Annotated in this window: 23 protein-coding genes and 1 pseudogene; 17 read left to right on the top strand and 7 right to left on the bottom strand. The window is 58.1% G+C overall.

Annotation, left to right across the window (positions count from 1 at the left end):
* The first annotated feature begins 1 nt into the window (after window position 1).
* The 6 genes from N8H71_RS02350 (at window position 2) to N8H71_RS02325 (ending at window position 6754) form a co-directional block, all read left to right on the top strand.
* Window positions 2-832 (top strand): carbohydrate ABC transporter permease, encoded by an 831-nt coding sequence (locus N8H71_RS02350; RefSeq protein ID WP_007957423.1) that lies wholly within the window; start codon window positions 2-4, stop codon window positions 830-832.
* Window positions 833-978: 146 nt separating this feature from the next.
* A complete protein-coding gene (locus tag N8H71_RS02345) occupies window positions 979-2082 on the top strand; it encodes an ABC transporter ATP-binding protein (RefSeq protein WP_262192624.1) in 1104 nt (367 codons plus the stop codon).
* A gap of 16 nt (window positions 2083-2098) precedes the next feature.
* Complete coding sequence (locus N8H71_RS02340) at window positions 2099-3571, top strand: mannitol dehydrogenase family protein (protein ID WP_262192622.1); 1473 nt, start codon at window positions 2099-2101, stop codon at window positions 3569-3571.
* 69 nt (window positions 3572-3640) lie between these two features.
* Window positions 3641-5137 (top strand): xylulokinase, encoded by a 1497-nt coding sequence (gene xylB / locus N8H71_RS02335; protein WP_262192621.1) that lies wholly within the window; start codon window positions 3641-3643, stop codon window positions 5135-5137.
* Window positions 5138-5150: 13 nt separating this feature from the next.
* Entirely contained in the window at window positions 5151-6089 is a 939-nt protein-coding gene (locus tag N8H71_RS02330) for a carbohydrate kinase family protein (protein ID WP_262192619.1), read from the top strand.
* A 44-nt stretch (window positions 6090-6133) separates the two neighbouring features.
* Window positions 6134-6754 carry a hypothetical protein gene (locus tag N8H71_RS02325; RefSeq protein ID WP_262192618.1) on the top strand — a complete coding sequence of 207 codons (621 nt, stop codon included), beginning with the start codon at window positions 6134-6136 and terminating at the stop codon, window positions 6752-6754.
* A 145-nt stretch (window positions 6755-6899) separates the two neighbouring features.
* On the opposite strand, the gene N8H71_RS02320 is transcribed toward N8H71_RS02325, so the two are convergent.
* Complete coding sequence (locus tag N8H71_RS02320; protein ID WP_262192616.1) at window positions 6900-8201, bottom strand: OprD family porin; 1302 nt, start codon at window positions 8199-8201, stop codon at window positions 6900-6902.
* A 266-nt stretch (window positions 8202-8467) separates the two neighbouring features.
* Here N8H71_RS02320 and tssI point away from each other — a divergent pair, with 266 nt between their 5' ends.
* The 6 genes from tssI to N8H71_RS02290 all read left to right on the top strand — a co-directional run bounded on the left by tssI (window position 8468) and on the right by N8H71_RS02290 (window position 16689).
* Window positions 8468-10570, top strand: coding sequence for a type VI secretion system tip protein VgrG (gene tssI / locus N8H71_RS02315; RefSeq protein WP_262192614.1), 2103 nt, complete (start codon window positions 8468-8470; stop codon window positions 10568-10570).
* 101 nt (window positions 10571-10671) lie between these two features.
* Window positions 10672-11766, top strand: coding sequence for a hypothetical protein (locus N8H71_RS02310; protein WP_262192612.1), 1095 nt, complete (start codon window positions 10672-10674; stop codon window positions 11764-11766).
* Between the two features lie 150 nt (window positions 11767-11916).
* A complete protein-coding gene (locus tag N8H71_RS02305) occupies window positions 11917-14127 on the top strand; it encodes a type VI secretion system tip protein VgrG (RefSeq protein ID WP_262192611.1) in 2211 nt (736 codons plus the stop codon).
* Window positions 14124-15122, top strand: coding sequence for a DUF2515 family protein (locus tag N8H71_RS02300; protein ID WP_262192610.1), 999 nt, complete (start codon window positions 14124-14126; stop codon window positions 15120-15122). The genes N8H71_RS02305 and N8H71_RS02300 overlap by 4 nt, the downstream gene beginning before the upstream one ends.
* Window positions 15119-15997, top strand: coding sequence for a hypothetical protein (locus N8H71_RS02295; protein ID WP_262192609.1), 879 nt, complete (start codon window positions 15119-15121; stop codon window positions 15995-15997). The genes N8H71_RS02300 and N8H71_RS02295 overlap by 4 nt, the downstream gene beginning before the upstream one ends.
* 53 nt (window positions 15998-16050) lie before the next feature.
* Window positions 16051-16689 carry a DUF2931 family protein gene (locus N8H71_RS02290; protein WP_279309509.1) on the top strand — a complete coding sequence of 213 codons (639 nt, stop codon included), beginning with the start codon at window positions 16051-16053 and terminating at the stop codon, window positions 16687-16689.
* Between the two features lie 51 nt (window positions 16690-16740).
* On the opposite strand, the gene N8H71_RS02285 is transcribed toward N8H71_RS02290, so the two are convergent.
* Both N8H71_RS02285 and N8H71_RS02280 read right to left on the bottom strand, forming a co-directional pair.
* The gene (locus N8H71_RS02285; protein ID WP_262192608.1) at window positions 16741-17037 is read right to left on the bottom strand and encodes a hypothetical protein; all 297 of its coding nucleotides are present in this window, start codon (window positions 17035-17037) and stop codon (window positions 16741-16743) included.
* Between the two features lie 364 nt (window positions 17038-17401).
* Entirely contained in the window at window positions 17402-17539 is a 138-nt protein-coding gene (locus tag N8H71_RS02280; protein ID WP_262192606.1) for a hypothetical protein, read from the bottom strand.
* Between N8H71_RS02280 and N8H71_RS02275 the strand changes: the two genes are divergently transcribed.
* Window positions 17532-17801 (top strand): DUF2790 domain-containing protein, encoded by a 270-nt coding sequence (locus N8H71_RS02275; RefSeq protein WP_262192604.1) that lies wholly within the window; start codon window positions 17532-17534, stop codon window positions 17799-17801. The genes N8H71_RS02280 and N8H71_RS02275 overlap by 8 nt on opposite strands.
* A 90-nt stretch (window positions 17802-17891) precedes the next feature.
* Window positions 17892-18290 carry a hypothetical protein gene (locus N8H71_RS02270; RefSeq protein WP_262192602.1) on the top strand — a complete coding sequence of 133 codons (399 nt, stop codon included), beginning with the start codon at window positions 17892-17894 and terminating at the stop codon, window positions 18288-18290.
* Here N8H71_RS02270 and N8H71_RS02265 read toward each other — a convergent pair.
* Complete coding sequence (locus tag N8H71_RS02265) at window positions 18287-18553, bottom strand: DUF1652 domain-containing protein (RefSeq protein ID WP_230730835.1); 267 nt, start codon at window positions 18551-18553, stop codon at window positions 18287-18289. The two genes, N8H71_RS02270 and N8H71_RS02265, sit on opposite strands and share 4 nt — an antisense overlap.
* Before the next feature lie 371 nt (window positions 18554-18924).
* On the opposite strand from N8H71_RS02265, the gene eco reads away from it, so the two are divergent.
* A complete protein-coding gene (gene eco / locus N8H71_RS02260; RefSeq protein WP_262192601.1) occupies window positions 18925-19410 on the top strand; it encodes a serine protease inhibitor ecotin in 486 nt (161 codons plus the stop codon).
* A 20-nt stretch (window positions 19411-19430) separates the two neighbouring features.
* A complete protein-coding gene (locus tag N8H71_RS02255; protein WP_085709756.1) occupies window positions 19431-19736 on the top strand; it encodes an NIPSNAP family protein in 306 nt (101 codons plus the stop codon).
* A gap of 15 nt (window positions 19737-19751) precedes the next feature.
* Here N8H71_RS02255 and ilvA read toward each other — a convergent pair.
* Window positions 19752-20753: pseudogene (ilvA, locus tag N8H71_RS02250) on the bottom strand (threonine ammonia-lyase, biosynthetic); the annotation flags it as partial.
* Window positions 20754-21004: 251 nt separating this feature from the next.
* Here ilvA and N8H71_RS02245 point away from each other — a divergent pair.
* Window positions 21005-21340, top strand: coding sequence for a DUF2834 domain-containing protein (locus N8H71_RS02245; RefSeq protein WP_262192953.1), 336 nt, complete (start codon window positions 21005-21007; stop codon window positions 21338-21340).
* 117 nt (window positions 21341-21457) lie between these two features.
* Here N8H71_RS02245 and N8H71_RS02240 read toward each other — a convergent pair whose 3' ends face one another.
* Both N8H71_RS02240 and N8H71_RS02235 read right to left on the bottom strand, forming a co-directional pair.
* On the bottom strand, window positions 21458-22381 hold the full coding sequence (locus N8H71_RS02240; protein WP_262192600.1) for a magnesium transporter CorA family protein: 924 nt from the start codon (window positions 22379-22381) through the stop codon (window positions 21458-21460).
* Between the two features lie 7 nt (window positions 22382-22388).
* Entirely contained in the window at window positions 22389-23963 is a 1575-nt protein-coding gene (locus tag N8H71_RS02235; RefSeq protein WP_262192599.1) for a RimK family protein, read from the bottom strand.
* Between the last annotated feature and the right edge of the window lie 24 nt (window positions 23964-23987).

The following is a 23987-nucleotide window of genomic DNA, read 5'->3' as shown; positions in this document are numbered from 1 at the left end:
CATGACTCTCCAACAATCCCGCCGGCTGCAAAGCCTGCTGCTCGGCACGCTGGCCTGGGCCATCGCGATCATCATTTTCTTCCCGATCTTCTGGATGGTGCTGACCAGTTTCAAGACCGAAATCGACGCCTTCGCCACGCCGCCGCAGTTCATCTTCACGCCGACGCTGGAGAACTACCTGCACATCAACGAGCGCAGCGACTACTTCAGCTTCGCCTGGAACTCGGTGGTCATTTCCTTCAGCGCCACGGCTCTTTGCCTGCTGATCGCGGTGCCGGCGGCCTACTCGATGGCGTTCTACGAAACCCAGCGCACCAAAGGCACGCTGCTGTGGATGCTCTCCACCAAGATGCTGCCGCCGGTGGGCGTGCTGATGCCGATCTACCTGCTGGCCAAGAGTTTCGGCCTGCTCGACACGCGCATCGCACTGATCGTGATCTACACGCTGATCAACCTGCCGATCGTGGTCTGGATGGTTTACACCTACTTCAAAGACATCCCCAAAGACATCCTCGAAGCCGCCCGCCTCGACGGCGCCACCCTCGCCCAGGAAATGCTCCGCGTACTGTTGCCGATCGCCAAGGGCGGTCTGGCCTCGACCGTGCTGCTGTCGCTGATCCTGTGCTGGAACGAGGCGTTCTGGTCGCTGAACCTGACCTCGTCCAAAGCCGCGCCACTGACCGCACTGATCGCCTCCTACTCAAGCCCCGAAGGCTTGTTCTGGGCCAAGTTGTCGGCTGTCTCGACCCTGGCCTGCGCGCCGATCCTGATCTTTGGCTGGATCAGCCAGAAACAACTGGTGCGCGGCCTGTCGTTCGGCGCCGTCAAATGAATGCCCCTGTGGGAGCGAGCCTGCTCGCGATAGCGGTGTGTCTTGCAACAATGATGTCGACTGACACGGCCCCATCGCGAGCAGGCTCACTCCTACAGAAAAGCCCATCCGGTTCAACTGAATAAAAATTGTGGAGGCCCATCACCATGGCCAACCTGAAAATCAAGAATCTGCAAAAAGGCTTTGAAGGTTTTTCCATCATCAAGGGCATCGACCTTGAGGTGAACGACAAGGAATTCGTGGTGTTCGTCGGCCCGTCGGGCTGCGGCAAATCCACCCTGCTGAGACTGATCGCAGGCCTTGAAGAAGTCAGCGGCGGCACCATCGAACTGGACGGGCGCGACATCACCGAAGTCAGTCCGGCCAAGCGCGATCTGGCGATGGTGTTCCAGACCTACGCCTTGTACCCGCACATGACGGTGAAGAAAAACATGTCGTTCGCCCTCGACCTCGCCGGCGTACCGAAAGCCGAAGTTGAGAAAAAAGTCGGCGAAGCGGCGCGCATTCTCGAACTCGGGCCGATGCTCGAGCGCAAACCGAAGCAGTTGTCCGGCGGCCAGCGTCAACGCGTGGCCATCGGCCGGGCGATCGTGCGCAACCCGAAAATTTTCCTGTTCGACGAACCGCTGTCCAACCTCGACGCCGCCCTGCGAGTGCAGATGCGCCTGGAGTTGCTGCGCCTGCACAAAGACTTGAAAGCAACCATGATCTACGTGACCCACGATCAGGTCGAAGCCATGACCATGGCCGACAAAGTCGTGGTGCTCAATGGCGGGAAGATCGAGCAGGTCGGCTCGCCGCTGGAGCTGTATCACAACCCCGCCAATCTGTTCGTCGCCGGTTTCCTCGGCACGCCAAAAATGGGCTTCCTAAAAGGCAAGATCGCCCGGATCGATGGCGCGAGCTGCGAAGTCTCGCTGGACGCCGGCACCCGCATCACCCTGCCGTTCAATGCGGCGAACCTGAGCGTCGGCAGCGCCGTGACCCTGGGCATTCGTCCGGAACATCTGGAACTGGCGCAAGCGGGCGACTGCACCCTGCAAGTCACCGCCGACGTCAGCGAACGTCTGGGCAGCGACACCTTCTGCCACGTCAAGACCAACGCCGGCGAAGCCCTGACCATGCGCGTGCGCGGTGATCTGGCGAGCCGTTACGGCGAACAACTGAACCTGCACCTGGACGCTGCCCACTGCCATCTGTTCGATGCCGACGGCGTGGCGCTGACCCGCCCGCTGCGCGCGGCCGCCTGATTTCGAGACTGACCCGATGAAACTGAACAAGCAAAACCTCAACCGCCTGGCCGCCGAAGTGAAACTGCCGGCCTACAGCCTCAGCGACACACGCCAGGGCATCGCTCACATTGGCGTCGGCGGCTTCCATCGCGCGCATCAGGCGTATTACACCGATGCGCTGATGAACACCGGCGAAGCGCTGGACTGGGCGATTTGCGGCGTCGGCCTGCGCGCCGAAGACCGCCGTGCCCGTGACGATCTCAAGGAGCAGGACTACCTGTTCACCCTGTTCGAACTCGGCGACAGCGACGACACCGAAGTCCGCGTCATCGGCGCGATCCGCGACATGCTGCTGGCCGAGGACAGTGCCCAGGTGCTGATCGACAAACTCGCCGATCCGCAGATCCGCATCGTTTCGCTGACCATCACCGAGGGCGGTTATTGCATCGATGACAGCAACGGCGAGTTCATGGCGCACCTGCCGCAGATTCAGCACGACCTGACGTACCCGCAACAGCCGAAAACCGTGTTCGGTTTCCTCTGTGCGGCGCTGGCCAGACGGCGTTCGGCGGGCATTCCGGCGTTTACCGTGATGTCCTGCGATAACCTGCCGCACAACGGCGCGGTTACCCGCAAGGCGCTGCTGGCCTTCACCGCGTTGCTGGATCCGGACCTGCGCGACTGGATCGACGCCAACGTCAGCTTCCCCAACGCCATGGTCGACCGCATCACACCGATGACCAGCACCGCGCATCGCCTGCAACTGGCGGACAAACACGCCGTCGACGACGCCTGGCCGGTGGTCTGCGAACCCTTCGTGCAATGGGTACTGGAAGACAAGTTCGTCAACGGCCGCCCGGCCTGGGAAAAGGTCGGCGTGCAGTTCACCGACGATGTTTCGCCCTATGAAGAAATGAAGATCAAACTGCTCAACGGCAGCCATCTGGCGCTGACTTATCTGGGCTTTTTGAAGGGTTACCGCTTCGTTCACGAGACCATGAACGACCCGCTGTTCGTGCGCTACATGCGCGCCTATATGGATCTGGACGTGACCCCGCAATTGTCGCCGGTGCCGGGGATCGACCTGACCGAGTACAAGGACACCCTGGTGGCGCGGTTCTCCAATCAGGCGATAGCCGATCAGCTGGAGCGTGTTTGCTCGGATGGGTCGTCGAAGTTTCCCAAGTTCACCATTCCGACGATCAATCGGCTGATTGCCGATGGGCGCGAGACCAAACGGGCAGCGCTGGTGGTGGCGGCCTGGGCGCTGTACTTGAAGGGTGTGGACGAGAATGGCGACACTTACTCGATTCCGGATCCTCGGGCGGCGTTCTGTCAGGCGTTGGTAGCGGAAGATGCCTTGATCACTGAACGGTTGCTGGGGGTCGAGGAGATTTTCGGGGTGGCGATACCGCGCTCGAAGGAGTTTGTGGCGGCGTTTGAATGGTGTCTGAACGGCTTGCGCGAAGAAGGCGTGACTCGCACCCTCGAACACCTGTTGACCTGATCGTTCCCACGCTCTGCGTGGGAATGCAGCCCGGGACGCTCCGCGTCCCTCGATCTGTGTGGAGCGCACATGACAACACAGCAACTGTTCCTCGGCATCGACTGCGGCACCCAAGGCACCAAAGCCATCATCCTCGACGCCACCAGCGGTCAGGTGTTGGGCCAGGGCGCCGCCGCCCACACGATGATCAGCGGCGCCAACGGGCGTCGCGAGCAAGACACCGCGCAATGGCTGGAAGCCTTCGCCCTCGCCACCCGCCGCGCTTTATTGGCGGCAAATGTCGACGGCCAGTCGATCCTCGGCATCGGCGTTTCCGGCCAGCAACACGGGCTGGTGCTGCTCGACGACCAAGGCCAGGTCTTGCGCCCGGCCAAGCTCTGGTGCGACACCGAAACTACGCCTGAAAACGACCGCCTGCTGACTCACCTGGGCGGTGAACAAGGCTCGCTGGAACGCCTCGGCGTGGTCATCGCGCCGGGCTACACCGTGTCGAAACTGCTGTGGACCAAGGAACAGCATCCGCAGGTGTTCTCGCAAATCGCACGCATCCTTCTGCCCCACGACTACCTGAATTTCTGGCTCACCGGGCGCTCCTGCAGCGAATACGGCGATGCGTCCGGCACCGGTTATTTCAACGTGCGCACCCGCGAATGGGATTTGCAGTTGCTGCGCGACATCGACGCCAGTGGTCGTCTGCAATCCGCGCTGCCGGAACTGATCGACGCCCATCAAACAGTCGGCACAATCCTGCCGGCAATCGCCGAACAACTGGGGATCAACCCCAACGCGCTGGTGTCCAGCGGTGGCGGCGACAACATGATGGGCGCCATTGGCACCGGCAATATTCAACCGGGCGCAATCACCATGAGCCTCGGCTCTTCCGGCACGGTGTACGCCTACGCCGAAGCGCCGAAGGTCAGCCCGGACGCATCGGTCGCGACCTTCTGCTCCTCCAGCGGCGGCTGGCTGCCGTTGATCTGCACCATGAACCTGACCAACGCCACCGGCGCGATCCGCGAACTGTTCGATCTCGATCTCGACGCTTTCAATACCTTGGTGGCCCAGGCCCCGATTGGCGCAGAAGGCGTGAGCATGTTGCCGTTCCTCAACGGCGAACGCGTGCCTCCCCTGCCCCACGCCACCGGCAGCCTGCACGGCCTGACGATCGATAACCTGACGCAAGCCAATCTGTGCCGCGCCGCCGTCGAGGGCACCACCTTCGGCCTGCGTTATGGACTGGATCTGCTACGCCAGAATGGTTTACAAAGCCGCAGCATTTGCCTGATCGGCGGCGGATCGAAAAGTGCGGTGTGGCGCCAGATCGTCGCCGACATCATGAACACCCCGGTGATCTGCACCGAGCAAAGCGAAGCCGCTGCGCTGGGCGCGGCGATTCAGGCGGCGTGGTGCAAGTCGTGGTCGAACGGCCACGAAGACACCCTGGCCGATCTGTGCCAGCGCTGCGTGAAGCTCGACCTGAACAGTGAAACCCTGCCGGTTGCCGCGAACGTCGCAGCCTTCCAGCAGGCCTATGAACGCTATCGACTGCATGTCGCAACCTTATAAAGAGCAAACAACTATGTACCTGGTGTGTGGCGAAGCGCTGTTCGATTTCTTCAGCGAAGACGATGCCGGCGGGCAGGCGTCGAAAGTCAATTTCAAGGCGATTGCCGGTGGCTCGCCGTTCAACGTGGCGGTGGGCCTGCGCCGACTGGGCGTGGATTCGGCTCTTTTCGGCGGGCTGTCCACCGACTACCTCGGCCGGCGTTTGCAGCAGGTGCTGCAGGATGAAGGCGTACGCCCGGACTATCTGGTGGATTTCGCCGCGCCGACCACGTTGGCGATGGTCGCAGTGGGCGCCAATGGCTCGCCGCATTACAGCTTCCGCGGCGAAGGCTGCGCCGACCGCCAATTGAGCCTGGCGCATCTGCCATCGCTGGGCCCTGAAGTGCGCGGTTTGCACTTCGGTTCCTTCTCGCTGGTGGTGCAGCCGATTGCCGACACCTTGCTTGCGCTGGTGCAGCGTGAAAGCGGCAAACGCCTGATCAGCCTCGACCCGAACGTACGCCTCAACCCCGAGCCGAACATCGACCTGTGGCGCGAACGAATCGCTACGCTGGTGCCGTTGGCGGACTTGATCAAGGTCAGCGACGAAGACTTGAGCCTGCTGTATCCCGAGCAGGATCCGGCGCGCGTCATCGAAGGCTGGTTGCAGCATCGTTGCCAGGTGGTGTTCCTGACCCGTGGCGGTGAAGGCGCGACGGTATTCAGCCGTGCTCATGGCTCATGGTCATTGCCGGCAAGTCCGGTGAAGATTGCCGATACCGTCGGCGCCGGCGATACCTTCCAGGCCGCGTTGATCACCTGGCTGACCGAGCATGAGCTGGATTCGGTGGACGGCGTTCAGCACCTGAGCCGTGAACAGATCGACGGCATGCTCAGGTTTGCCGTACAGGCGGCTGCCCTGACGTGCAGCAAGACAGGTCCGGATTTGCCTTATCGCCACCAGTTGACCTGACCGCGTAGACTGTCGCCCTTTTTTGCACGACGGGATGACGGCTTTTGAATTCGCGGCGCACGGTTGGACTGTTGGTATTGGCGGCACTGTTGACCGGTTGCGGAACATCGCCACCGCGTTCGCCGGAAAACCTCTGCGAGATTTTCCGGGAAAAAAGTGATTGGTACGACGCGGCGCAAGTCACGCAAAAGCGCTGGGGCGTACCGATCGAGGTGCCGTTCGCGATCATGTATCAGGAGTCCGGCTACCGCTACGACGCCAAGACGCCGCGCAAATACCTGTTGTGGGTGATCCCGTGGGGCCGGGTTTCGACGGCGTCGGGTTATGCGCAGGCCAAGGATGAGGTCTGGTCCGACTACCAGAAAAGCACCGGCCGATATGGCGCCGATCGCGAAGACTTCGATGACGCCATCGACTTTGTCGGCTGGTACATGGACAAGACCACCTCGATCAACGGCGTGTACAAGTACGACGCCTACAACCAGTACCTCAACTACCACGAAGGCTGGGGCGGTTTTCGGCAGAAGACCTATGCCAGCAAAGCGTGGCTGATGCCCACTGCGCGCAAGGTGCAGAACCGCTCGGACATGTACGGCCAGCAATATGCGGCGTGCAAGGATGATCTGAATCGCGGGTTCTGGAGCCGGTTCTGGCATTGGCTCTGACCCTCAGTGCTCTTACGGACGCATTCGCGAGCAAGCTCGCTCCCACAGGGATTTAGGGTGACCACAATTTAGTGAGCACCCGGGGAAACCTGTGGGAGCGAGCTTGCTCGCGATGGCGTCAGCTCAGACACCGCCAACCTATGGGTTACAACACCGAAAAGTTGTAACTCACGATCAACCGGGTCTCATCCACATCCCGGGCGAACTTCTCGTAGTTGGTGCGGTAAGTCGCATTACGCAACCGCAGGCTGACGTCCTTGAACGTGCCGGTCTGAATCACGTACTTCAGCTCGCTGTCACGTTCCCACTCTTTGCCTTCCTGATCGCTGCCCGGCACCTTGATGTGATCGCCGTTCACGTAGCGGGTCAGGAAACTCAGGCCGTTGATGCCGATCGCCTTGAAGTCATAGTCATAACGCAGCTGCCAGGAACGCTCCTGCGCGGCGGCGAAGTCGTTGACCTGCACGTAGTTCACCAGGTACGGGTTGCTGCCATCCAGATACGGCATCGAGTTGTCGCCGTTCATGCGCTGCCAGCCGGCACTGAAGGTATGACCACTGATGCCGTAGGACAGCATGCCGCTCAACGCCCGGTTGTCGATGGAACCGGCTTTCGCATCACCGCTGTCGGCGCTTTTCAGCAAACGCAGATCGGCTTTCAGCACGCCGTCACCCAGCGGCTGATTGGCCAGCAGACCCACGAAGTGCTGGCGATAGATATCTTCCAGTTCGGCATAGTGATATTGCGCGGTCAGGCGATCGTTGATCTTGTAGTCGAAGCCGTACATGTCGAAATGATCGGCAGTGGTGTTGCAGGCATAGCGCTTGTTCTTGCAGTGCACACGGATGTCTTGCGAATCGGTCGAATCCCGGGCGGTGTACTTGTCCAGACGCGCGGCCATGAAGGTCAGATCCTTCACCTCTTTGGAGGTCAGCATCGCGCCGTTGAACATGGTCGGCAGCAGACGACCGTCGTTGTACTTGAGCAACGGCAGATCCGGCAGCAGCGCGCCGTATTTCAGCACCGTATCCGAGACTTTCACCTTGGCGGTCAGGCCCATTTTCGCGTACTGACCTTTCGAACCGCGCGGGCTCTCACCGCTGGACGGCAGCAGGCCGCTGTTGCTTCGATCCGGGCTGGAATCGAGCTGAAAACCCGCCATGCCCAGCGCATCGATACCAAAACCGACCGTGCCTTCGGTGTAGCCCGATTGCAGATTGAGAATGAAGCCCTGCGCCGACTCTTCGCGCTTGGACGCGCCCTGATCACTGGAGGTGTGCCCGTCACGGAAATCGCGGTTGAAGTACACCGTGCGCGACTCGATCTTCGCCGTGGTGTCTTCGAAAAAGCCGCTGGCCTGGACCTGCGCGGTAAAACCGGCGCACAGCACGAACGCTCCGAAGCCAAGCGACTGGCGCGGGGTGATGAGGGGAAATGGGGGACGCATTGAAAACTCCAACAGAACAACGATTGCGCAGAGGCGCAAACAACCAGAAATAGCTCCCGTCCCGGATCGATAAAGAACCGGGAGGCAGTGAACACGCGGGGTGAGCGGCAATGATGGCAGATGGCTTTGACGTGCTACAGGCGACTTTAGTCTGAAACTGACTGGTTGTTCCGACCCGCGTGCGGTCTACAGGATTTTTCGATTGTGCGCTTCTGGCGAATCCCGCTACATTTGCATCCTGCTTATTCACGGATGGAATTCAAAGCATGCTGGACGCTAATGCCATTCACATCAGCTTCTCCATTGAAGGCGCTTCCGCCGATCTGCAAGTCCTCAGTTTCACCGGTCGCGAAGCCCTCAACGAACCGTTCCGTTTCGACATCGAACTGGTCAGCGCCCGTCCCGACCTCAATCTTGAAGAACTCCTGCACAAGCCCGGCTGCCTGACCTTCGGCGCCACTGGCGAGGGCAAGATTCATGGTCTGGTGTATCGCATCGAGCAAGGTGATTCCGGCAAGACCCTGACCCGTTACAGCCTGAGCCTGGTGCCGCAACTGGCCTACCTGCGGCACAACCATGACCAGCAGATTTTCCAGCAACTGACGGTGCCGAAGATCATCGCCCAGGTGCTCGAAGATCGCGGGATCCTGGCCAATGCCTACAGCTTCCAGCTCGGTGCCGAGTATCCGGAACGCGATTACTGCGTGCAGTACGATGAATCCGACCTGCATTTCATCCAGCGCCTGTGCGAAGAGGAAGGCATTCACTTCCACTTCCAGCACAGCAGCGGCGGCCACAAGCTGGTGTTCGGCGACGACCAGACCGTGTTCCGCAAACTGAAACCGGTCAACTACCAGCAAGACTCCGGCATGACCGCCGACAAACCAGTGATCAAGCGCTTCAACCTGCGCCTGGAAACCCGCACCAGCCGGGTCAGCCGCCGCGACTACGATTTCGAGAAACCGAAAATCCTGCCCGAAGGTGCCGTCAAATCCGAGTTCATGCCGGACCTGGAGGATTACGACTACCCCGGCCGTTTCACCACACGCGAGCGCGGCAAGTTCCTGTCGACCCGCGCGCTGGAACGCCATCGCAGCGACTACAAACTCGCTGAAGGCAAAGGTGACGAGCCGACGCTGACGACCGGCCATTTCCTCACATTGGCCGAACACCCCCGCGCCGAATGGAACGACCTGTGGCTGTTGCTCGAAATCTTCCACGAAGGCAAACAGCCGCAAGTGCTGGGCGAAAACGTCACCAGCGACGTTACCGACAACAAGAGCGATTTCCACCAGGGCTACCGCAACAGCTTCGTGGCCACCCCGTGGGACGCCCACTATCGCCCTGCTCTCGAACACCCGAAACCGAAAGTCCTCGGCAGCCAGACCGCCATCGTCACCGGCCCCGCCGGCGAAGAGATCCACTGCGACCAGTACGGCCGCGTGAAGGTGCAATTCCACTGGGACCGCGAAGGCCAGGCCGACGACAAGACCACTTGCTGGCTGCGCGTCGCCAGCGGCTGGGCCGGCGCAGCCTACGGCGGCATCGCCATCCCACGCATCGGCATGGAAGTGCTGGTGACCTTTCTCGAAGGCGACCCCGACCAGCCATTGGTTACCGGCTGCCTGTACCACAAGGAAAACGTCGTCCCCTACGACCTGCCGGCGAACAAGACCCGCAGCACCTTCAAGACCCTGAGCTCCCCGGGCGGCAAGGGCTACAACGAGTTCCGCATCGAAGACAAGAAAGGTGTGGAGCAGATCTACATCCACGCCCAGCGCGACTGGGACGAGAACATCGAGCACGACCAGAAGATTCGCGTCGGCAATGAACGGCATGACACGGTCGAAGCCAATGTTTTAAGTGAATTCAAGGTCGAGGAACACCGTATCACTCACCTGGACCGCAAGAGCGAAATGCGCGCCAACGATCACCTGACCGTAGGCGTGACCCAGCACGTGAAGGTCGGCACCGGTCAGTTCGTGGAAGCGGGCACGGAGATTCATTACCACGCTGGAGAAAAAGTGGTGATCGAAGGCGGGATGGAACTCACTGCCAAGGCTGGCGGGAGTTTCGTCAAGGTCGATGCGGGTGGCGTGACCATCAGCGGTGCGGAAGTGAAAGCCAACAGCGGTGGTGCGCGGGGGGCGGGAACCGGGATCGGGATCGGGATTCTCACCCCTCTGATTCCTGTGGCAGCCGCCATGGGGAGCGTCGGGCAATTGCTGGAGCGCAAGATCGTCCCCGAGAAGTCCGAACATGATCTGGACTTCCTTGTCACCAGTCAGGATACCGGGCGACCGCTCAAGAACTTCCCGTATGTCATCAGGACCGCCTTCCGGCAAAAGCATCGTTGGACGCACCAATGAAGAAGGCAAGACTGCAAAGATTTCGAGCACGGAAGCAGAAATGGCAGTGATCGAAGTCTTTGATGACATTCCACCGATCACCCCAGGATGGGACGACTGAAATGGCCAAGAACAAGCCACTGACCACCGCTCAGAAACCTCTCACTCCGAAAGCGGACACAGCCTCGGCCAAAGTTGCCGTGGAAGACAACAAACGATTGAAGGAAATACGGAAACTGGTAGAAGCCAACAACCAATCGAAAATCGACACCAACACAGTGATTTGCCAGATCTACATGGAGTCGCACTTCGATCCTGAAGCCGGTCGTGGAAAACACTCCGCCCGGGGGCTCATGCAAATGCAGGAGCCGGCGGTCAAGCAAGTCTATAAATACCGAAAGAAAAAGGAACTGGGTCGCATGCCAAACCAGGCCCAGACGGATGAGGCGTTCAGCGCCGGAGCGGCTTTTTACGCATCCCCCCTTATCTGGGACGAAGCCCAGAACATCAGGATCGGTACTGAGTACATGCAATACTGGCTGGATATTTCGAGTTCTACCGAGGAGGCGTACAAAAAGTACCGCGGCAAATCGAACGGCGTTTACTACCGGAAAATCAGTGAGTGCGCCAGAAAGCTGGACGCCAACCCAAACATCGATGGATGTGCTCAGGGATACATTGAAATGAAAAAGCTGTGGTTCCCTTTCATCCTCGCACTTGCCTGTCATCCCGCTTTTGCAGACGTTAAAAAAGACCTTCTGGACTGTCCACTTTCGGACGGATCGACGGTTTCCCTGCTGTCCACCTCCAGCGAGGACGGACAACGACTTTTCGTCAAGATCAACAGCCAGACCGAAACGGCTTTCACCGACATGCCCGATTCGGATTTTGTTGGCGAAGTCGCCATGACAAAGTGCGCCGGCTCCGGTCTGATCTACGCCCTGAACTATGGATCTCCGTATTTGAAAGGCGCCGTTTTACGCAAGAATCCAGACAGCGGAATCCTGGAGCGCATTGATTTTGCCGAGAAGGCCCTTCCGGTCTTTCTTTACCTGAGTGCTCGACAAATGCGCCTGGTCATCCCCAACGAAGGTTATGAAATCCCTGAAAAATTCATCGTCTACGACTACATCAGCCCAAAAGGCCAGCCGGGAGAACCCGAAGGGATGAACGCGATGCCCGACAAAAAAGGCTTTGAAGTCATCGAGCTGAAATGACCGGACAGTCGCAAAAGCCTCGTATCCATTGACGAAACCGCCCGTTCTAGGGGAAAACCCTACGCCCCTGACGGGCATTTGCGGGTTGTACGAGCCCGGCTAATCCTGCACCATCCGTCTCTTGCTTATTCAATGGACGGAAATCTAGGCATGCTGGACGCCAACGCTACCCACATTACCCTCACGCTCGAAGGCGCTTCCGCCGACCTGCAAGTCCTCAGCTTCACCGGTCGCGAAGCCCTCAACGAACCGTTCCGTTTCGACCTCGAACTGGTCAGCGCCCGCCCCGACCTCAATCTTGAAGAACTCCTGCACAAGCCCGGCTGCCTGACTTTCGGCGCCACTGGCGAGGGCAAGATTCATGGTCTGGTGTATCGCATCGAGCAAGGTGATTCCGGCAAGACCCTGACCCGTTACAGCCTGAGCCTGGTGCCGCAACTGGCCTACCTGCGGCACAACCATGACCAGCAGATTTTCCAGCAACTGACGGTGCCGAAGATCATCGCCCAGGTGCTCGAAGATCGCGGGATCCTGGCCAATGCCTACAGCTTCCAGCTCGGTGCCGAGTATCCGGAACGCGATTACTGCGTGCAGTACGATGAATCCGACCTGCATTTCATCCAGCGCCTGTGCGAAGAGGAAGGCATTCACTTCCACTTCCAGCACAGCAGCGGCGGCCACAAGCTGGTGTTCGGCGACGACCAGACCGTGTTCCGCAAACTGAAACCGGTCAACTACCAGCAAGACTCCGGCATGACCGCCGACAAACCAGTGATCAAGCGCTTCAACCTGCGCCTGGAAACCCGCACCAGCCGGGTCAGCCGCCGCGACTACGATTTCGAGAAACCGAAAATCCTGCCCGAAGGTGCCGTCAAATCCGAGTTCATGCCGGACCTGGAGGATTACGACTACCCCGGCCGTTTCACCACACGCGAGCGCGGCAAGTTCCTGTCGACCCGCGCGCTGGAACGCCATCGCAGCGACTACAAACTCGCTGAAGGCAAAGGTGACGAGCCGACGCTGACGACCGGCCATTTCCTCACATTGGCCGAACACCCCCGCGCCGAATGGAACGACCTGTGGCTGTTGCTCGAAATCTTCCACGAAGGCAAACAGCCGCAAGTGCTGGGCGAAAACGTCACCAGCGACGTTACCGACAACAAGAGCGATTTCCACCAGGGCTACCGCAACAGCTTCGTGGCCACCCCGTGGGACGCCCACTATCGCCCTGCTCTCGAACACCCGAAACCGAAAGTCCTCGGCAGCCAGACCGCCATCGTCACCGGCCCCGCCGGCGAAGAGATCCACTGCGACCAGTACGGCCGCGTGAAGGTGCAATTCCACTGGGACCGCGAAGGCCAGGCCGACGACAAGACCACTTGCTGGCTGCGCGTCGCCAGCGGCTGGGCCGGCGCAGCCTACGGCGGCATCGCCATCCCACGCATCGGCATGGAAGTGCTGGTGACCTTTCTCGAAGGCGACCCCGACCAGCCATTGGTTACCGGCTGCCTGTACCACAAGGAAAACGTCGTCCCCTACGACCTGCCGGCGAACAAGACCCGCAGCACCTTCAAGACCCTGAGCTCCCCGGGCGGCAAGGGCTACAACGAGTTCCGCATCGAAGACAAGAAAGGTGTGGAGCAGATCTACATCCACGCCCAGCGCGACTGGGACGAGAACATCGAGCACGACCAGAAGATTCGCGTCGGCAATGAACGGCATGACACGGTCGAAGCCAATGTTTTAAGTGAATTCAAGGTCGAGGAACACCGTATCACTCACCTGGACCGCAAGAGCGAAATGCGCGCCAACGATCACCTGACCGTAGGCGTGACCCAGCACGTGAAGGTCGGCACCGGTCAGTTCGTGGAAGCGGGCACGGAGATTCACTACCACGCGGGTGACAAAGTGGTGATCGAAGGCGGCATGGAACTGACGGCCAAGGCTGGCGGCAGTTTCGTCAAGGTCGATGCCGGTGGCGTGACCATCAGCGGTGCGGAGGTGAAGGCCAACACCGGCGGTGCGCCGGGTGCCGGCACCGGGATCGCGATTCTACCGCCGTTGATACCACTCATTGCAGATCAGGCCAGAGCTGGAAGCGTGCTTAAAGCGAAAGTGATAGAAGACCGTTTTGACGAACAACTAAAATTCGTGACAAAACTTGGTAAGCCCGTCAAATCCGTCAAGACAGCACTGATTATCCCTTCAGAAACAGCACCGCAAATATCAAAGAGCGATGCTGAAGGGCTTCACCCAAGAGTGCAAACAGATTCCAAGGAGCCTGTGAAGGCTCACCTTGTATGGGACGAGCTGTCTGTTCCGTCTGGTGCCGATGATTATGAAGCGAGCCGGAACAAATGAGCACGCCACCGATTACTACATTCACCACCAACGACAAAAAATGTTCTGTACATGAAGTTGTCCTTGGTTGCGAAAAATTGTGGGCCATGGGGCAAGAAGAAGCTATACGACGCCTAAGCAAACAACGATCCTCAAGCTCAGGAAAGTACGAGCTGATCTCTGACTTCAGTGCACGGGCCGCTAGAATTGCGGCTGCTTATGCCGGCTTCTACCTCGAATCTGGCGAAGATGGAAAACCAGAACTAAAAGGCCGATTCTACTGGATGGGTTTGGCCGCTTTTGCAAGCAAGCAAGTTAAGTGTGGGCTAGACTTTATTCCCAATGACCCTTATCTCGCGCTTACCCCGCCAATCGTACAGCCTCCCTTGCGAATTGGAAAAAACTCCCTAGGGAAAGGGAATTTCTGGCTATTTCAAGATATTTTTGTTTGGCATTGGTTTTACGCAAAATATAAAGATCAGTTTGATGAGTGCGCTCCAGAGCGCAACGCGCGGAGCTGTGAAGGCCAGATAAAAACCAACATCGACAGCTTGCCTTGGGCAGATGACGCGCTGCCAATATTAAACAACCTGGCTGTAACCAGTGACGTTATTAAAGGTTTTAAAGCAATAAAATCAACCGAGGAGCTTTCTCAGGGACCCGCAAGAAGAAATGCCCAACTTACCTCATTGTTGGCCATCGCCGACCACGAACAACGTCGGATCCTGCAACCATTGATTTATGAAAGCACACCATTTAGAGCAACATTAAAAATGCAAGCTGGTTTCGAGTGGGCACCATTTGTACCGGTACGAGTCGCTGCGTTAAGTACTGCTTGCGATGTTGAGAATCCAGAGCTCAGAGTCCAGATGTCGGAAGGCGATCTCTACGACGAAACAGATCGAATGGAATTTATCGGGTCCATCGCCAAGCAATACCACAAGCTCATGGGAGAACGAGAAAGCTACATGGAAGGCCAAATCAAGACGATTGCCACCTGGTCAAATGCCAAATGAAATTTTTATGGGTGTTTTTTTCTGGCCTGTTACTTGCTGCTTGCAACGATGGTGATTCCAACATGACAAATGTACAAAACCACATTGAAATAGAGCTGCACGACAAAATAGAAACTACTGTACAAAGCACCCCGTTAAAAATCTCTCAAGAGTGCATGAGTGAACTAGATCTCTGCTGGTACAAATTTAAAAAATCGGCAAATGAAAAAGATCTACCTACGGCAACAATAAAAAACTCAAACACCTCACTTGCAATTGAAAATGTTACAAGCATCACGATGGTGATAGACAAAAAAATCGGCGACACCATTGAAAATCTTGATATCACAGTGAGAGGACTCCCTGACAACAGCCCGCACGAAAAACAAAAAGACTTTATTTATGACCTGCTAAAAAAAATACAATCAGCTGGCTGGAAACACTATTTCTATCCAGGGGACCCTAGGATTTCCGGGTCTCAGATAGGAAAAATTCCTTCACCAGACAACGTATTGGGGCACTTGGCTTCCAGCCATCCTTGGCTGGATCCGGACTACGAGCTTGACATTGATCGCTGGCTGAAAGTTGAATCATTTTACAATTGGTATTTTTACAATGATGGCGTCTATCTGACTTTTAAAGCCTGGCGCCGTGATTCCAAAGACACCCCGGACAAGGCGGGAACATATTTATTATCGATGGAGTTCCTGAGCGAGCGCGACTTCTGGTCTTCAGGTTTTACCAAAGATGAAGAAAAGGCAAGATGGAAAGAGCTGTTGCCTACTCAATTAAAGCGAGACCATGATGCGCGTATTGCTGCTGAAAACAATGCCCGTGCTGCAGGGATAGAAATCGATGAAAACTATAAAGATCCTGTTATAAAAGCAATTCAGTGAAATAGGCGTATGCACTGACCAACGAAAACCGTGGTGGATTTTCTTTGAAGTACCTGCGACTACACATCTTTGTTTCCTTTCTTGTGGCGTGCTCGACTACTCATGGTGCTTCTCTGCCCTATGAGGCTTGGCGATTGGGTTTCTCTGCGCCCAACTATATGGAAGTGTGGATCGAAACAGCCGATGTAATTGATATTCAAGGACAGGTGTACCGACGGGCCATGAGCGGCGTTGCTGCAATTCAGACTCCTACTCATAACTCTGGGGATCCAAAAGGCTGGCCGAATAAGCCGGGCTGGGGAAAGGGAAAGTACGTAACAGGCGCAGACCTCCCAAAAAAAATCTACGTCCGATGGCAGTCCTTGGTTGAACCTCAAACCTATCAAGTCGGAATTGACATCCCTGAGTCGGCTAGAGAAATCATGCGAAAAGGGGAGAAAGCCTACTGCGCTGCCGATGGGAAATGGATTACAGATTATCGAGAAGCTTTGGTCATCGGACTTGCTCCAGGTGGCGTTGCAAAACTCTGGGCTCTCGGTCCATGCCTGCCCCCCATTGAAATTACTCGTGTTCAAGCTGAAATTGATCCACGTGGCCCTTACGAAGGAGCATCCGGAGGAAAGCATCGCCCACTTTCCGCAGTGTCGAAAGCCTATGTAGAGAAATTTGGCGTGCCATATGGCTCTTGGTAATTCAACAGGGAGGAGTATCGTCCGACTCCTCCTCCATCCTTTACCGATACTTTAAACCGGCGCCTGCCAGTTCAACATTTTCTGCTGCGCAACCTGCAGCAAATCGCTGCCATCCTGCGTCAGCAGGTACAGCGCATGGGTGATGTGGGGAATGTCCTGGACGTCGGCGTGTTTGAAGCACAGGCAGTGCAGGGTTTCGAGCAGGTCGGCTGCGGCGCGGATGCGTTGCACGGCGGCTTCGACGAGGTCTTTCGGGTTGGCTTGAGTGTCGATGACCAGCGGTGCGCTGTCGGTGACGCCGCTGTTGAGCGGAAGATATCGGGCGGAGCTTGATTTCAGGATTGGCATTGGAATTACTCAAGGCAGCTTGAAAGTAACCGCCAGCACCGTGACCAAACGATGGGGAGGCGGACTGTGTACAGGCTTGGTCAACCGAGAACCACCTGACTCGGCTCGCCCGAAGGCGACCCTGCACACAGCCGCCACAGCAATGCACTCCACGGACACGAATGTCCGTCGGGGCGAATAATGGCACACATGCACAGGTGATTACGTTAGGTGACCAAACCTGAGTCGCTGATTTTGCAGCGACGCCAAACCATAACCGCCCCACTCCAGCCCCCGAAAGCAGACAAGGCATCCACCCTTGTAGGAATCCGCCGAGACGCCCCCGCGAAACAATCCCCGCCCAGACAGCCGGCGTTCAGCCCGGTTAACCATCGCTTAACGCCGCGGTCAAAAACTCTACTGAACCGCACACCCTCAGCCCTTGGCTGACGCCGAGTGCGGCAGGTTTGGCTGGCAATCCGCCGAGCTCAATTTCCGTCGCACCGGAGTCCATCATGAACATTCGTCCGTTCCTGCTCACCACCGCCCTCGCCTGCACCGCGTTTGCCGGGCTGGCCCAGGCCAATGACACGTCCGCCAACGCCAAGGCTGTGCCCTATGAATACGGCATGCCGCTGCACGTCAGCAAAGTGATCTCGATGACCGAGCCGCAGACGCAGCAATGCAAGGTCATTACTGCTGACATGAAGTACCTCGACAACGCCGGCAAACCCGAAGAAATCAGTTACCGGAAATTGTCTGACGCCTGCAACTTCCAGAACTGACAGAAAGCTCTGATTTGCGGCCTTGCGGTAGGCGAGCACGGGTTCCGAAGGGTATGCTCGGGGCCCTCCTCACTGCCGCAAGGATTCGCCATGCAGTTGTCGTTTCGCACGCTCTCGACCCTCACCTTCTGCCTGTGTTTTCTGCTTTCCCTGGCATGGGGGCTGGCGCCACAGGTGTTGCTGGCGATCTGGAGCATCGAGTATTCGGAAGCAGCCGGATTCGTCGCACGGCGCAGTGCGGTGCTGTTTGCGGCGTTGGGGGTGATGTTCTACCTGGTACGCAACGCGCCAGTGTCGATCGCGCGCAATGCCCTGAGCAACGGCTTTATCGTCGGCTGTTTTGGCCTGGCGGTGCTGGGGTTTGCTGAATGGCTCAACGGCCACGCCGGCCCCGGGATTCTGCTCGCGGTGCTGGTCGAGTTCGCGCTGGGCCTTGGCTTCTTGCAGGCCCGGCGCGTGACGGTCGAACTGGGTGAAACAGTCGGTTAGACGACTCGGGATCGCGGCACTGAATGGGTTGCCGTATGTTGCGCAAGATCCGAGCGCAACCCGGCGATCAGGCCGTTGATTTCGCGACAGCTGTTCAAGTGACTGGCATCGATGCCACTCACCAGCAGCTCAACTTGATCGGTCTGGTGATCGCCATACACCTTGACGGTCATCGACAGATCCGGGGACAGCGTGCACTGGCAGCGTTTCGGTAGAAAGCTGCTTTCTATGATGTTGCGGAGTTCCAAGGCAGACAGAAACATGGCGAAACCTCTCCTTACTGTGAGACTGCCAATCAACTATTCACGTTGACCGTTGCCACATCTCCCCACGGGTGTATCCCCGCTGAATCCCTGGGTGTGACAAGCGGCTGTACTGCGAAATGCCCATTGGAGTGTAGGCGCCCAAACTCGGTGCGCCGCACCAAATCAACGCATAAAACGTGCCTTTCATCGGGTCGCTTTCACCTCCTTGAAAATCAATGGTTTGGCAAAAAGACAGGCCACTGGCCAGTTGCAAAATGCAAGATTTGATCGTGCTGCCCCTGCAATTTGCATGCGTCTGGCGGTTTGCATTCATCGCCTCTGACAGTGAGAATGCCCGTCAACCAACGTACACCCGCCAGGAGGCTTCAATGGGAAATTTCACTGTTTACGCGACCGCCGGCCTGATGCTCGCCAGCCTGTCCACCCTCACCCACGCCGCCAAACTTGAAGACACCGCGCCCTATCCGAAGGCCGAAGCGGGCTTCACTCGCCAGGTCATCCACCTGCCGCAACAAGCCCAGGAAGAAAATTTCAAAGTCGAAATCCTCGCCGGCAAGACCCTCGAAGTCGACTGCAACCGCCAGCGCCTGGGCGGCACCCTCGAAGAGAAAAACCTCGAAGGCTGGGGCTATCCGTTCTACCGCCTGGAAAAAGTCAGCGGCCCGATGAGCACGCTGATGGCCTGCCCGCCCGGCATCCAGAAAAAACGCGCGTTCGTACCGGTAATCGGTGACGGCTTCACCGTGCGCTACAACAGCAAGCTGCCGATCGTGGTTTACGCACCGCAGGACGTTGAAGTGCGCTTCCGCATCTGGTCGGCTTCGGACAAGGTCGGCGTGGCAATACCCGAATAATCTGCAAAGGAGCTGCAGCCTTGATTACCTGCCACGTCAGATACGTGATTGATCCCTACCAGTTGGACGCATTCGAAGCCTACGCCAAGACCTGGCTTGGCATCGTCGAACGGCTGGGCGGAACGCATCACGGCTACTTCCTGCCCTCGGAAGGCGCGAGCAATATCGCGTATTGCCTGTTCAGTTTTCCGTCGCTGGCGGATTACGAAAGCTATCGCCACATTGCACTGACCGACCCGGAAAGCACCGCGTTGGTGGCGGACCTGATGGAGAAGAAGTTCATCATCAGCTACGAGCGCAGCTTCCTGCGCCCGCTGCTGCCCTGAACATCCTTAGGCCACGTCGCCGGCCGCCGCTCGCTCGGCGACGTGACGCAAGCTGTCAAAGTTGATATTGGCGCCGGAATCGATGGCGATCAGCGTCTGATTCCGTGCGCCGGTCTGCGCCACGTACTTTTTGATGCCCGCAACCGCCAACGCGCCGGAAGGCTCGGTGATCGAGCGGGTATCGTCGTAGATGTTCTTGATCGCCGCGCAGAGCTCGTCGTTGCTGACGGTGATGACCTCATCCACGCAGAAACGGCAAACCTCAAACCCGTAGGCGCCTATCTGCGCCACCGCCACGCCATCGGCGAAAGTGCCCACGTTGGGCAGCACCACTCGCTCATCCGCTTGCATGGCAGCCTTCAGGCAGGCCGAGTGCTCCGACTCGACGCCGATGATCCGCACCTCCGGCCGCAGGTATTTCACGTACGCCGCGATGCCCGCGATCAACCCGCCACCGCCCACCGGGACGAAGATCGCATCCAGTGCGCCTTGGTGCTCGCGCAGGATTTCCATCGCGACCGTGCCTTGACCAGCAATCACGTCAGGATCGTCGAACGGCGAAACGAACGTCCGTCCGGTCTGCTCGGATAGTTGCAGGGCGTGGGCCAGGGCAAACGGAAAGCTTTCGCCATGCAGCAGCGCTTCAGCCCCACGACTGCTGACACCCAGCACTTTCAGCTCCGGGGTGGTTGCCGGCATGACAATGGTCGCAGAAATACCCAGCTCCCGAGCTGCCAGCGCTACGCCTTGCGCATGATTGCCCGCCGAGGCCGTGATTACGCCACGGGCCTTCTGCGCATCGCTCAACTGCACCAGTTTGTTGTAGGCACCACGGATCTTGAAGGAGAACGTCGGTTGCAGGTCTTCGCGCTTGAGCAGAATCCGGTTGCCCAGCGCCTCGGACAGCGCCGACGCCGGTTGCAGCGGCGTGCGCACCGCCAGTTCATACACCGGCGCGGCGAGGATCTTTTTCACGTACTGCTCAAGCAGGGCTTGCTGGACGGGGCTGTAGCGCATGGTCGTCTCCTGACGTTTGATTCAGAACCCCGGAGACAGAAAATGAAAACCCGCCTCTAGGGCGGGTTGGGTGCTGCAGTCGTGAGCTAGCCCGCCAAATGAGGAATGGCGGTAATAATGCTTGGCTGGCAGCGCAGTACGGTGGAAGTCATGGCCCCGAAATTAGCTCGGGCGCTGCGGGCAAGTCAATGGCGAATTTTGCGGCGGGTCTGTAGGCTGGCCTTTCGCTCATCTGCCCAAGGAAGGAATACCTGATGTCCATCGCCCTGCCCCTCACCGCGTTGATTGCCTTCAGCGGCTACACCGTTAGCGTGATGCTACAAGCCGAACAGTCGCTGATCGACTTCGGCATCAGCCTGATGTCGCGCCCAGACACCGCGCAAGTGGTGATCGATCTCTATCTGCTGGCAACCCTGGCCGGCATCTGGATGTACAAGGACGCGCGCAAGCGTGGGCAGTCGGGCTGGTCGGTGGTGCCGTATCTGTTGCTGACGGCGGTGTTTGTGTCGGTCGGGCCGTTGTTGTACCTGGTGGTCCGAGGGTTTCAAGAGCGCAGGAAAGTATTGGCTGCCCGACCAGCGAGTTGATCCGGATCATCAGGCGTTGTTGGGAATACTATCGCGAGCAAGAACGCTCCCACAGGGAAATGCATTCCAAATGTGGGAGCGAGCCTGCTCGCGATGGCGCCCGCAAGAACGCCAGAATCATTTCGCCAGACGCCTGAGCCCGAACAGCATCCCGCCCGCCCCCAGCAGCATTGCCGCCAAAAACAACGGGTACGACACCCACCACGGCGTCCCGGCGGTCATCATGCTGAATTCCGACATGCCGCCAATGCTCGCAATCAGGTTGAGCGGCAGGAACACCACGTTGATCAGCGTCAGTTTGCGCAGCAGGTTGTTCATGCTGTTGTTCATCAGGTTGCCCCTGGCATCGATCAGCCCGGAGAACACCGTCGAATAGATTTCCGCCTGCTTGTAGCACTGGTTGTTTTCGATGATCAGGTCGTCAATCAGGCCGATCGCTTCGCTGCCGAAATGCTGTTTTTCCGCGTGATTGCGCAGCCGCGTGAGTACCGCGCCGTTGCTGTGCAGGGCGTTGATGTAATAGATCAGGCTTTCGCTGAGGTTGAACATCTGCACCAGATGCTGGTTCTGCATCGAGGCGTTGAACTTCTGCTGCAACTCCCGGGCGACCAGTTTGATCACCTTGAGATGCCCGAGGTAGTGATGGATGTTGTTGAACAGCAGATCCAGCAACACATCCAGCGGTGTGTTCAATGGCTGACGTGTACCGACACCGTGCAGCGGCGTGTCGTCCGTGGCGATGACCAGCAACTGACCCGGTGAGAACAGCAAACCGCAGGACGACACTTCGAACGCCAAGCTGCCGCCGCCGGAATAGTTTTCCGGGCGTTTCCAGATCAGAAACAGGTGATCGGGGTGAAACTCGATCCGCGACACCTCGTCCGGGTCCAGCGCCGAGGCCAGCGCGTGCTCATCGAGTTTGAAATGACTGTAGAGCAAATCGCGCTCGGCAGCGTCCGGGTCGCTGAACAACATCACCTCGGCGTCCAGTCGCTCGACCCGCAGCAACCCACCGTGATTCAGTGCAAAGCTGTTGATCATCGGCCGGTCACCAGGCCTGGCCGCGGCGCTTGAGTTCGAGGCGCCGCACGAACTCTTCCAGCACCAGCGAATACAGATCGTCCTGCAGGTAGGCGTCTTCGATGCCGGCGTCGAGGTTCGGGTTGTCGTTGACCTCGATCACCACCACTTTGTCGCCGGCCTGTTTCAAATCGACGCCGTACAGTCCGTCGCCTATCAGGTTGGCGGTCTTCACCGCCAGGTCCACCACTGCGCGCGGCGCTTCGTGGATTGCCAGCGTGCGGCATTCGCCGTTGACGTCCTGGCCCTTGGCCTTGTGGTTGTAGATCTGCCAATGGCCCTTGGACATGAAGTACTGGCAGGCGAAGATCGGTTTGCGGTTGAGCACGCCGATGCGCCAGTCGTACTCGGTGTAGAAGAATTCCTGGGCCAGCAACAGCACCGAATGTTCGAACAGTTCAGCGGTGGCTTCGAGCAAAGCCTCTTGGCTCTCGACCTTGATCACGCCACGGGAGAAACAGCCATCCGGGATCTTCAGCACCAATGGAAAACCGAGACGTTCGCCGACGCGCTCGAAGTCTTCGGGTCGCTCCTTGTAGAGGATTTCCGTGGCCGGCATGCCCAGTTGATGGCTGTTGAGCAGGTCGGCGAGGTAAACCTTGTTGGTGCAGCGCAGGATCGATGTCGGGTCATCCATCACCACCAGGCCTTCGCTTTCGGCCTTCTTGGCGAAGCGGTAAGTGTGGTTGTCGACGCTGGTGGTCTCGCGAATCAGCAAACCGTCGTACTCGGCCAGCCTTGCGTAATCCTTGCGTTCTATCAGCTCGACATCGATGCCCATGCCCTTGCCGACCCGCACAAAGTTTTCCAGCGCGCGGGCGTTGGACGGCGGCAACGCCTCCTGCGGATCGTGCAGGATCGCCAGGTCATAACGTGCCACTTGCGGCGAACGCGGAACGCGCCAGATCTTGCGACTGAAGCCGTCCAGGGCATTGGCGAACTGATCTTCCTGATCGTCGCGCAACTTGTGCAGGGCGCCGGACTTTATACCTTCGATATGCCAGCCGTTAGTTCGACGGAATTCAACTAATAGAATCGGACAAGGAAACACTTCAAACAACTGTCGGGCCAGATCCTGTAACGGCTCGATATGGGTTCTGCCGAAATAAAGTGTCAGCGTAAAACCTTCGGTGTCGCTGTAGAGATGATGACTGAGGGCTTTTTCCAGGGTTTTATCCAGGTCGTCCAACGCCAGGCCGTAAAGGGATTTTCGCGTCAGTTCGCTGATGGTGCGCACCGACGGAATCACCTTGTGCCCTCGGGCTTCAGCCAGCAGCGAGCAGTAGTAGCCGTGGCCCAGGTACTTGTAGCTGCGGCACAGATTGATCACCTGCACCCGTTTTCCCGGCTCGTTGTCCGGCGGTTGTTCGAGATATTCCTGGGCCGTCAGGATGTCTTCGCTGGGAAAGTACGAGGCCCAGTCTTCCTTGCGTTCGACGATGATCAACACTTGACTGGAAGTTCTGATCCGAGGTTTTAAATAAGTTGCCGGTGGCAAACTTTGACTGGATACTTCGCGCCAATGACCCTGTACCGCTGACATAGAAATTGATCCGTTGGAGAACAA

It is taken from the genome of Pseudomonas koreensis (genome assembly GCF_025447595.1).
Classification (GTDB): Bacteria; Pseudomonadota; Gammaproteobacteria; order Pseudomonadales; family Pseudomonadaceae; genus Aquipseudomonas; species Aquipseudomonas koreensis_H.
This window is presented reverse-complemented; position numbering and strand designations above follow the sequence as displayed.

Bases quoted from the DNA above. Each gene is read 5' to 3' on its own strand.
- N8H71_RS02285 (WP_262192608.1), bottom strand. From the start codon at position 17,037: ATGCCAATCCTGAAATCAAGCTCCGCCCGATATCTTCCGCTCAACAGC.
- N8H71_RS02305 (WP_262192611.1), top strand. From the start codon at position 11,917: ATGCTGGACGCCAACGCTACCCACATTACCCTCACGCTCGAAGGCGCT.
- N8H71_RS02300 (WP_262192610.1), top strand. From the start codon at position 14,124: ATGAGCACGCCACCGATTACTACATTCACCACCAACGACAAAAAATGT.
- eco (WP_262192601.1), top strand. From the start codon at position 18,925: ATGGGAAATTTCACTGTTTACGCGACCGCCGGCCTGATGCTCGCCAGC.
- N8H71_RS02350 (WP_007957423.1), top strand. From the start codon at position 2: ATGACTCTCCAACAATCCCGCCGGCTGCAAAGCCTGCTGCTCGGCACG.
- N8H71_RS02235 (WP_262192599.1), bottom strand. From the start codon at position 23,963: ATGTCAGCGGTACAGGGTCATTGGCGCGAAGTATCCAGTCAAAGTTTG.
- N8H71_RS02320 (WP_262192616.1), bottom strand. From the start codon at position 8,201: ATGCGTCCCCCATTTCCCCTCATCACCCCGCGCCAGTCGCTTGGCTTC.
- N8H71_RS02240 (WP_262192600.1), bottom strand. From the start codon at position 22,381: ATGATCAACAGCTTTGCACTGAATCACGGTGGGTTGCTGCGGGTCGAG.
- N8H71_RS02275 (WP_262192604.1), top strand. From the start codon at position 17,532: ATGAACATTCGTCCGTTCCTGCTCACCACCGCCCTCGCCTGCACCGCG.
- N8H71_RS02265 (WP_230730835.1), bottom strand. From the start codon at position 18,553: ATGTTTCTGTCTGCCTTGGAACTCCGCAACATCATAGAAAGCAGCTTT.
- tssI (WP_262192614.1), top strand. From the start codon at position 8,468: ATGCTGGACGCTAATGCCATTCACATCAGCTTCTCCATTGAAGGCGCT.
- N8H71_RS02310 (WP_262192612.1), top strand. From the start codon at position 10,672: ATGGCCAAGAACAAGCCACTGACCACCGCTCAGAAACCTCTCACTCCG.
- N8H71_RS02345 (WP_262192624.1), top strand. From the start codon at position 979: ATGGCCAACCTGAAAATCAAGAATCTGCAAAAAGGCTTTGAAGGTTTT.
- N8H71_RS02330 (WP_262192619.1), top strand. From the start codon at position 5,151: ATGTACCTGGTGTGTGGCGAAGCGCTGTTCGATTTCTTCAGCGAAGAC.
- N8H71_RS02270 (WP_262192602.1), top strand. From the start codon at position 17,892: ATGCAGTTGTCGTTTCGCACGCTCTCGACCCTCACCTTCTGCCTGTGT.
- N8H71_RS02340 (WP_262192622.1), top strand. From the start codon at position 2,099: ATGAAACTGAACAAGCAAAACCTCAACCGCCTGGCCGCCGAAGTGAAA.
- N8H71_RS02295 (WP_262192609.1), top strand. From the start codon at position 15,119: ATGAAATTTTTATGGGTGTTTTTTTCTGGCCTGTTACTTGCTGCTTGC.
- N8H71_RS02280 (WP_262192606.1), bottom strand. From the start codon at position 17,539: ATGTTCATGATGGACTCCGGTGCGACGGAAATTGAGCTCGGCGGATTG.
- xylB (WP_262192621.1), top strand. From the start codon at position 3,641: ATGACAACACAGCAACTGTTCCTCGGCATCGACTGCGGCACCCAAGGC.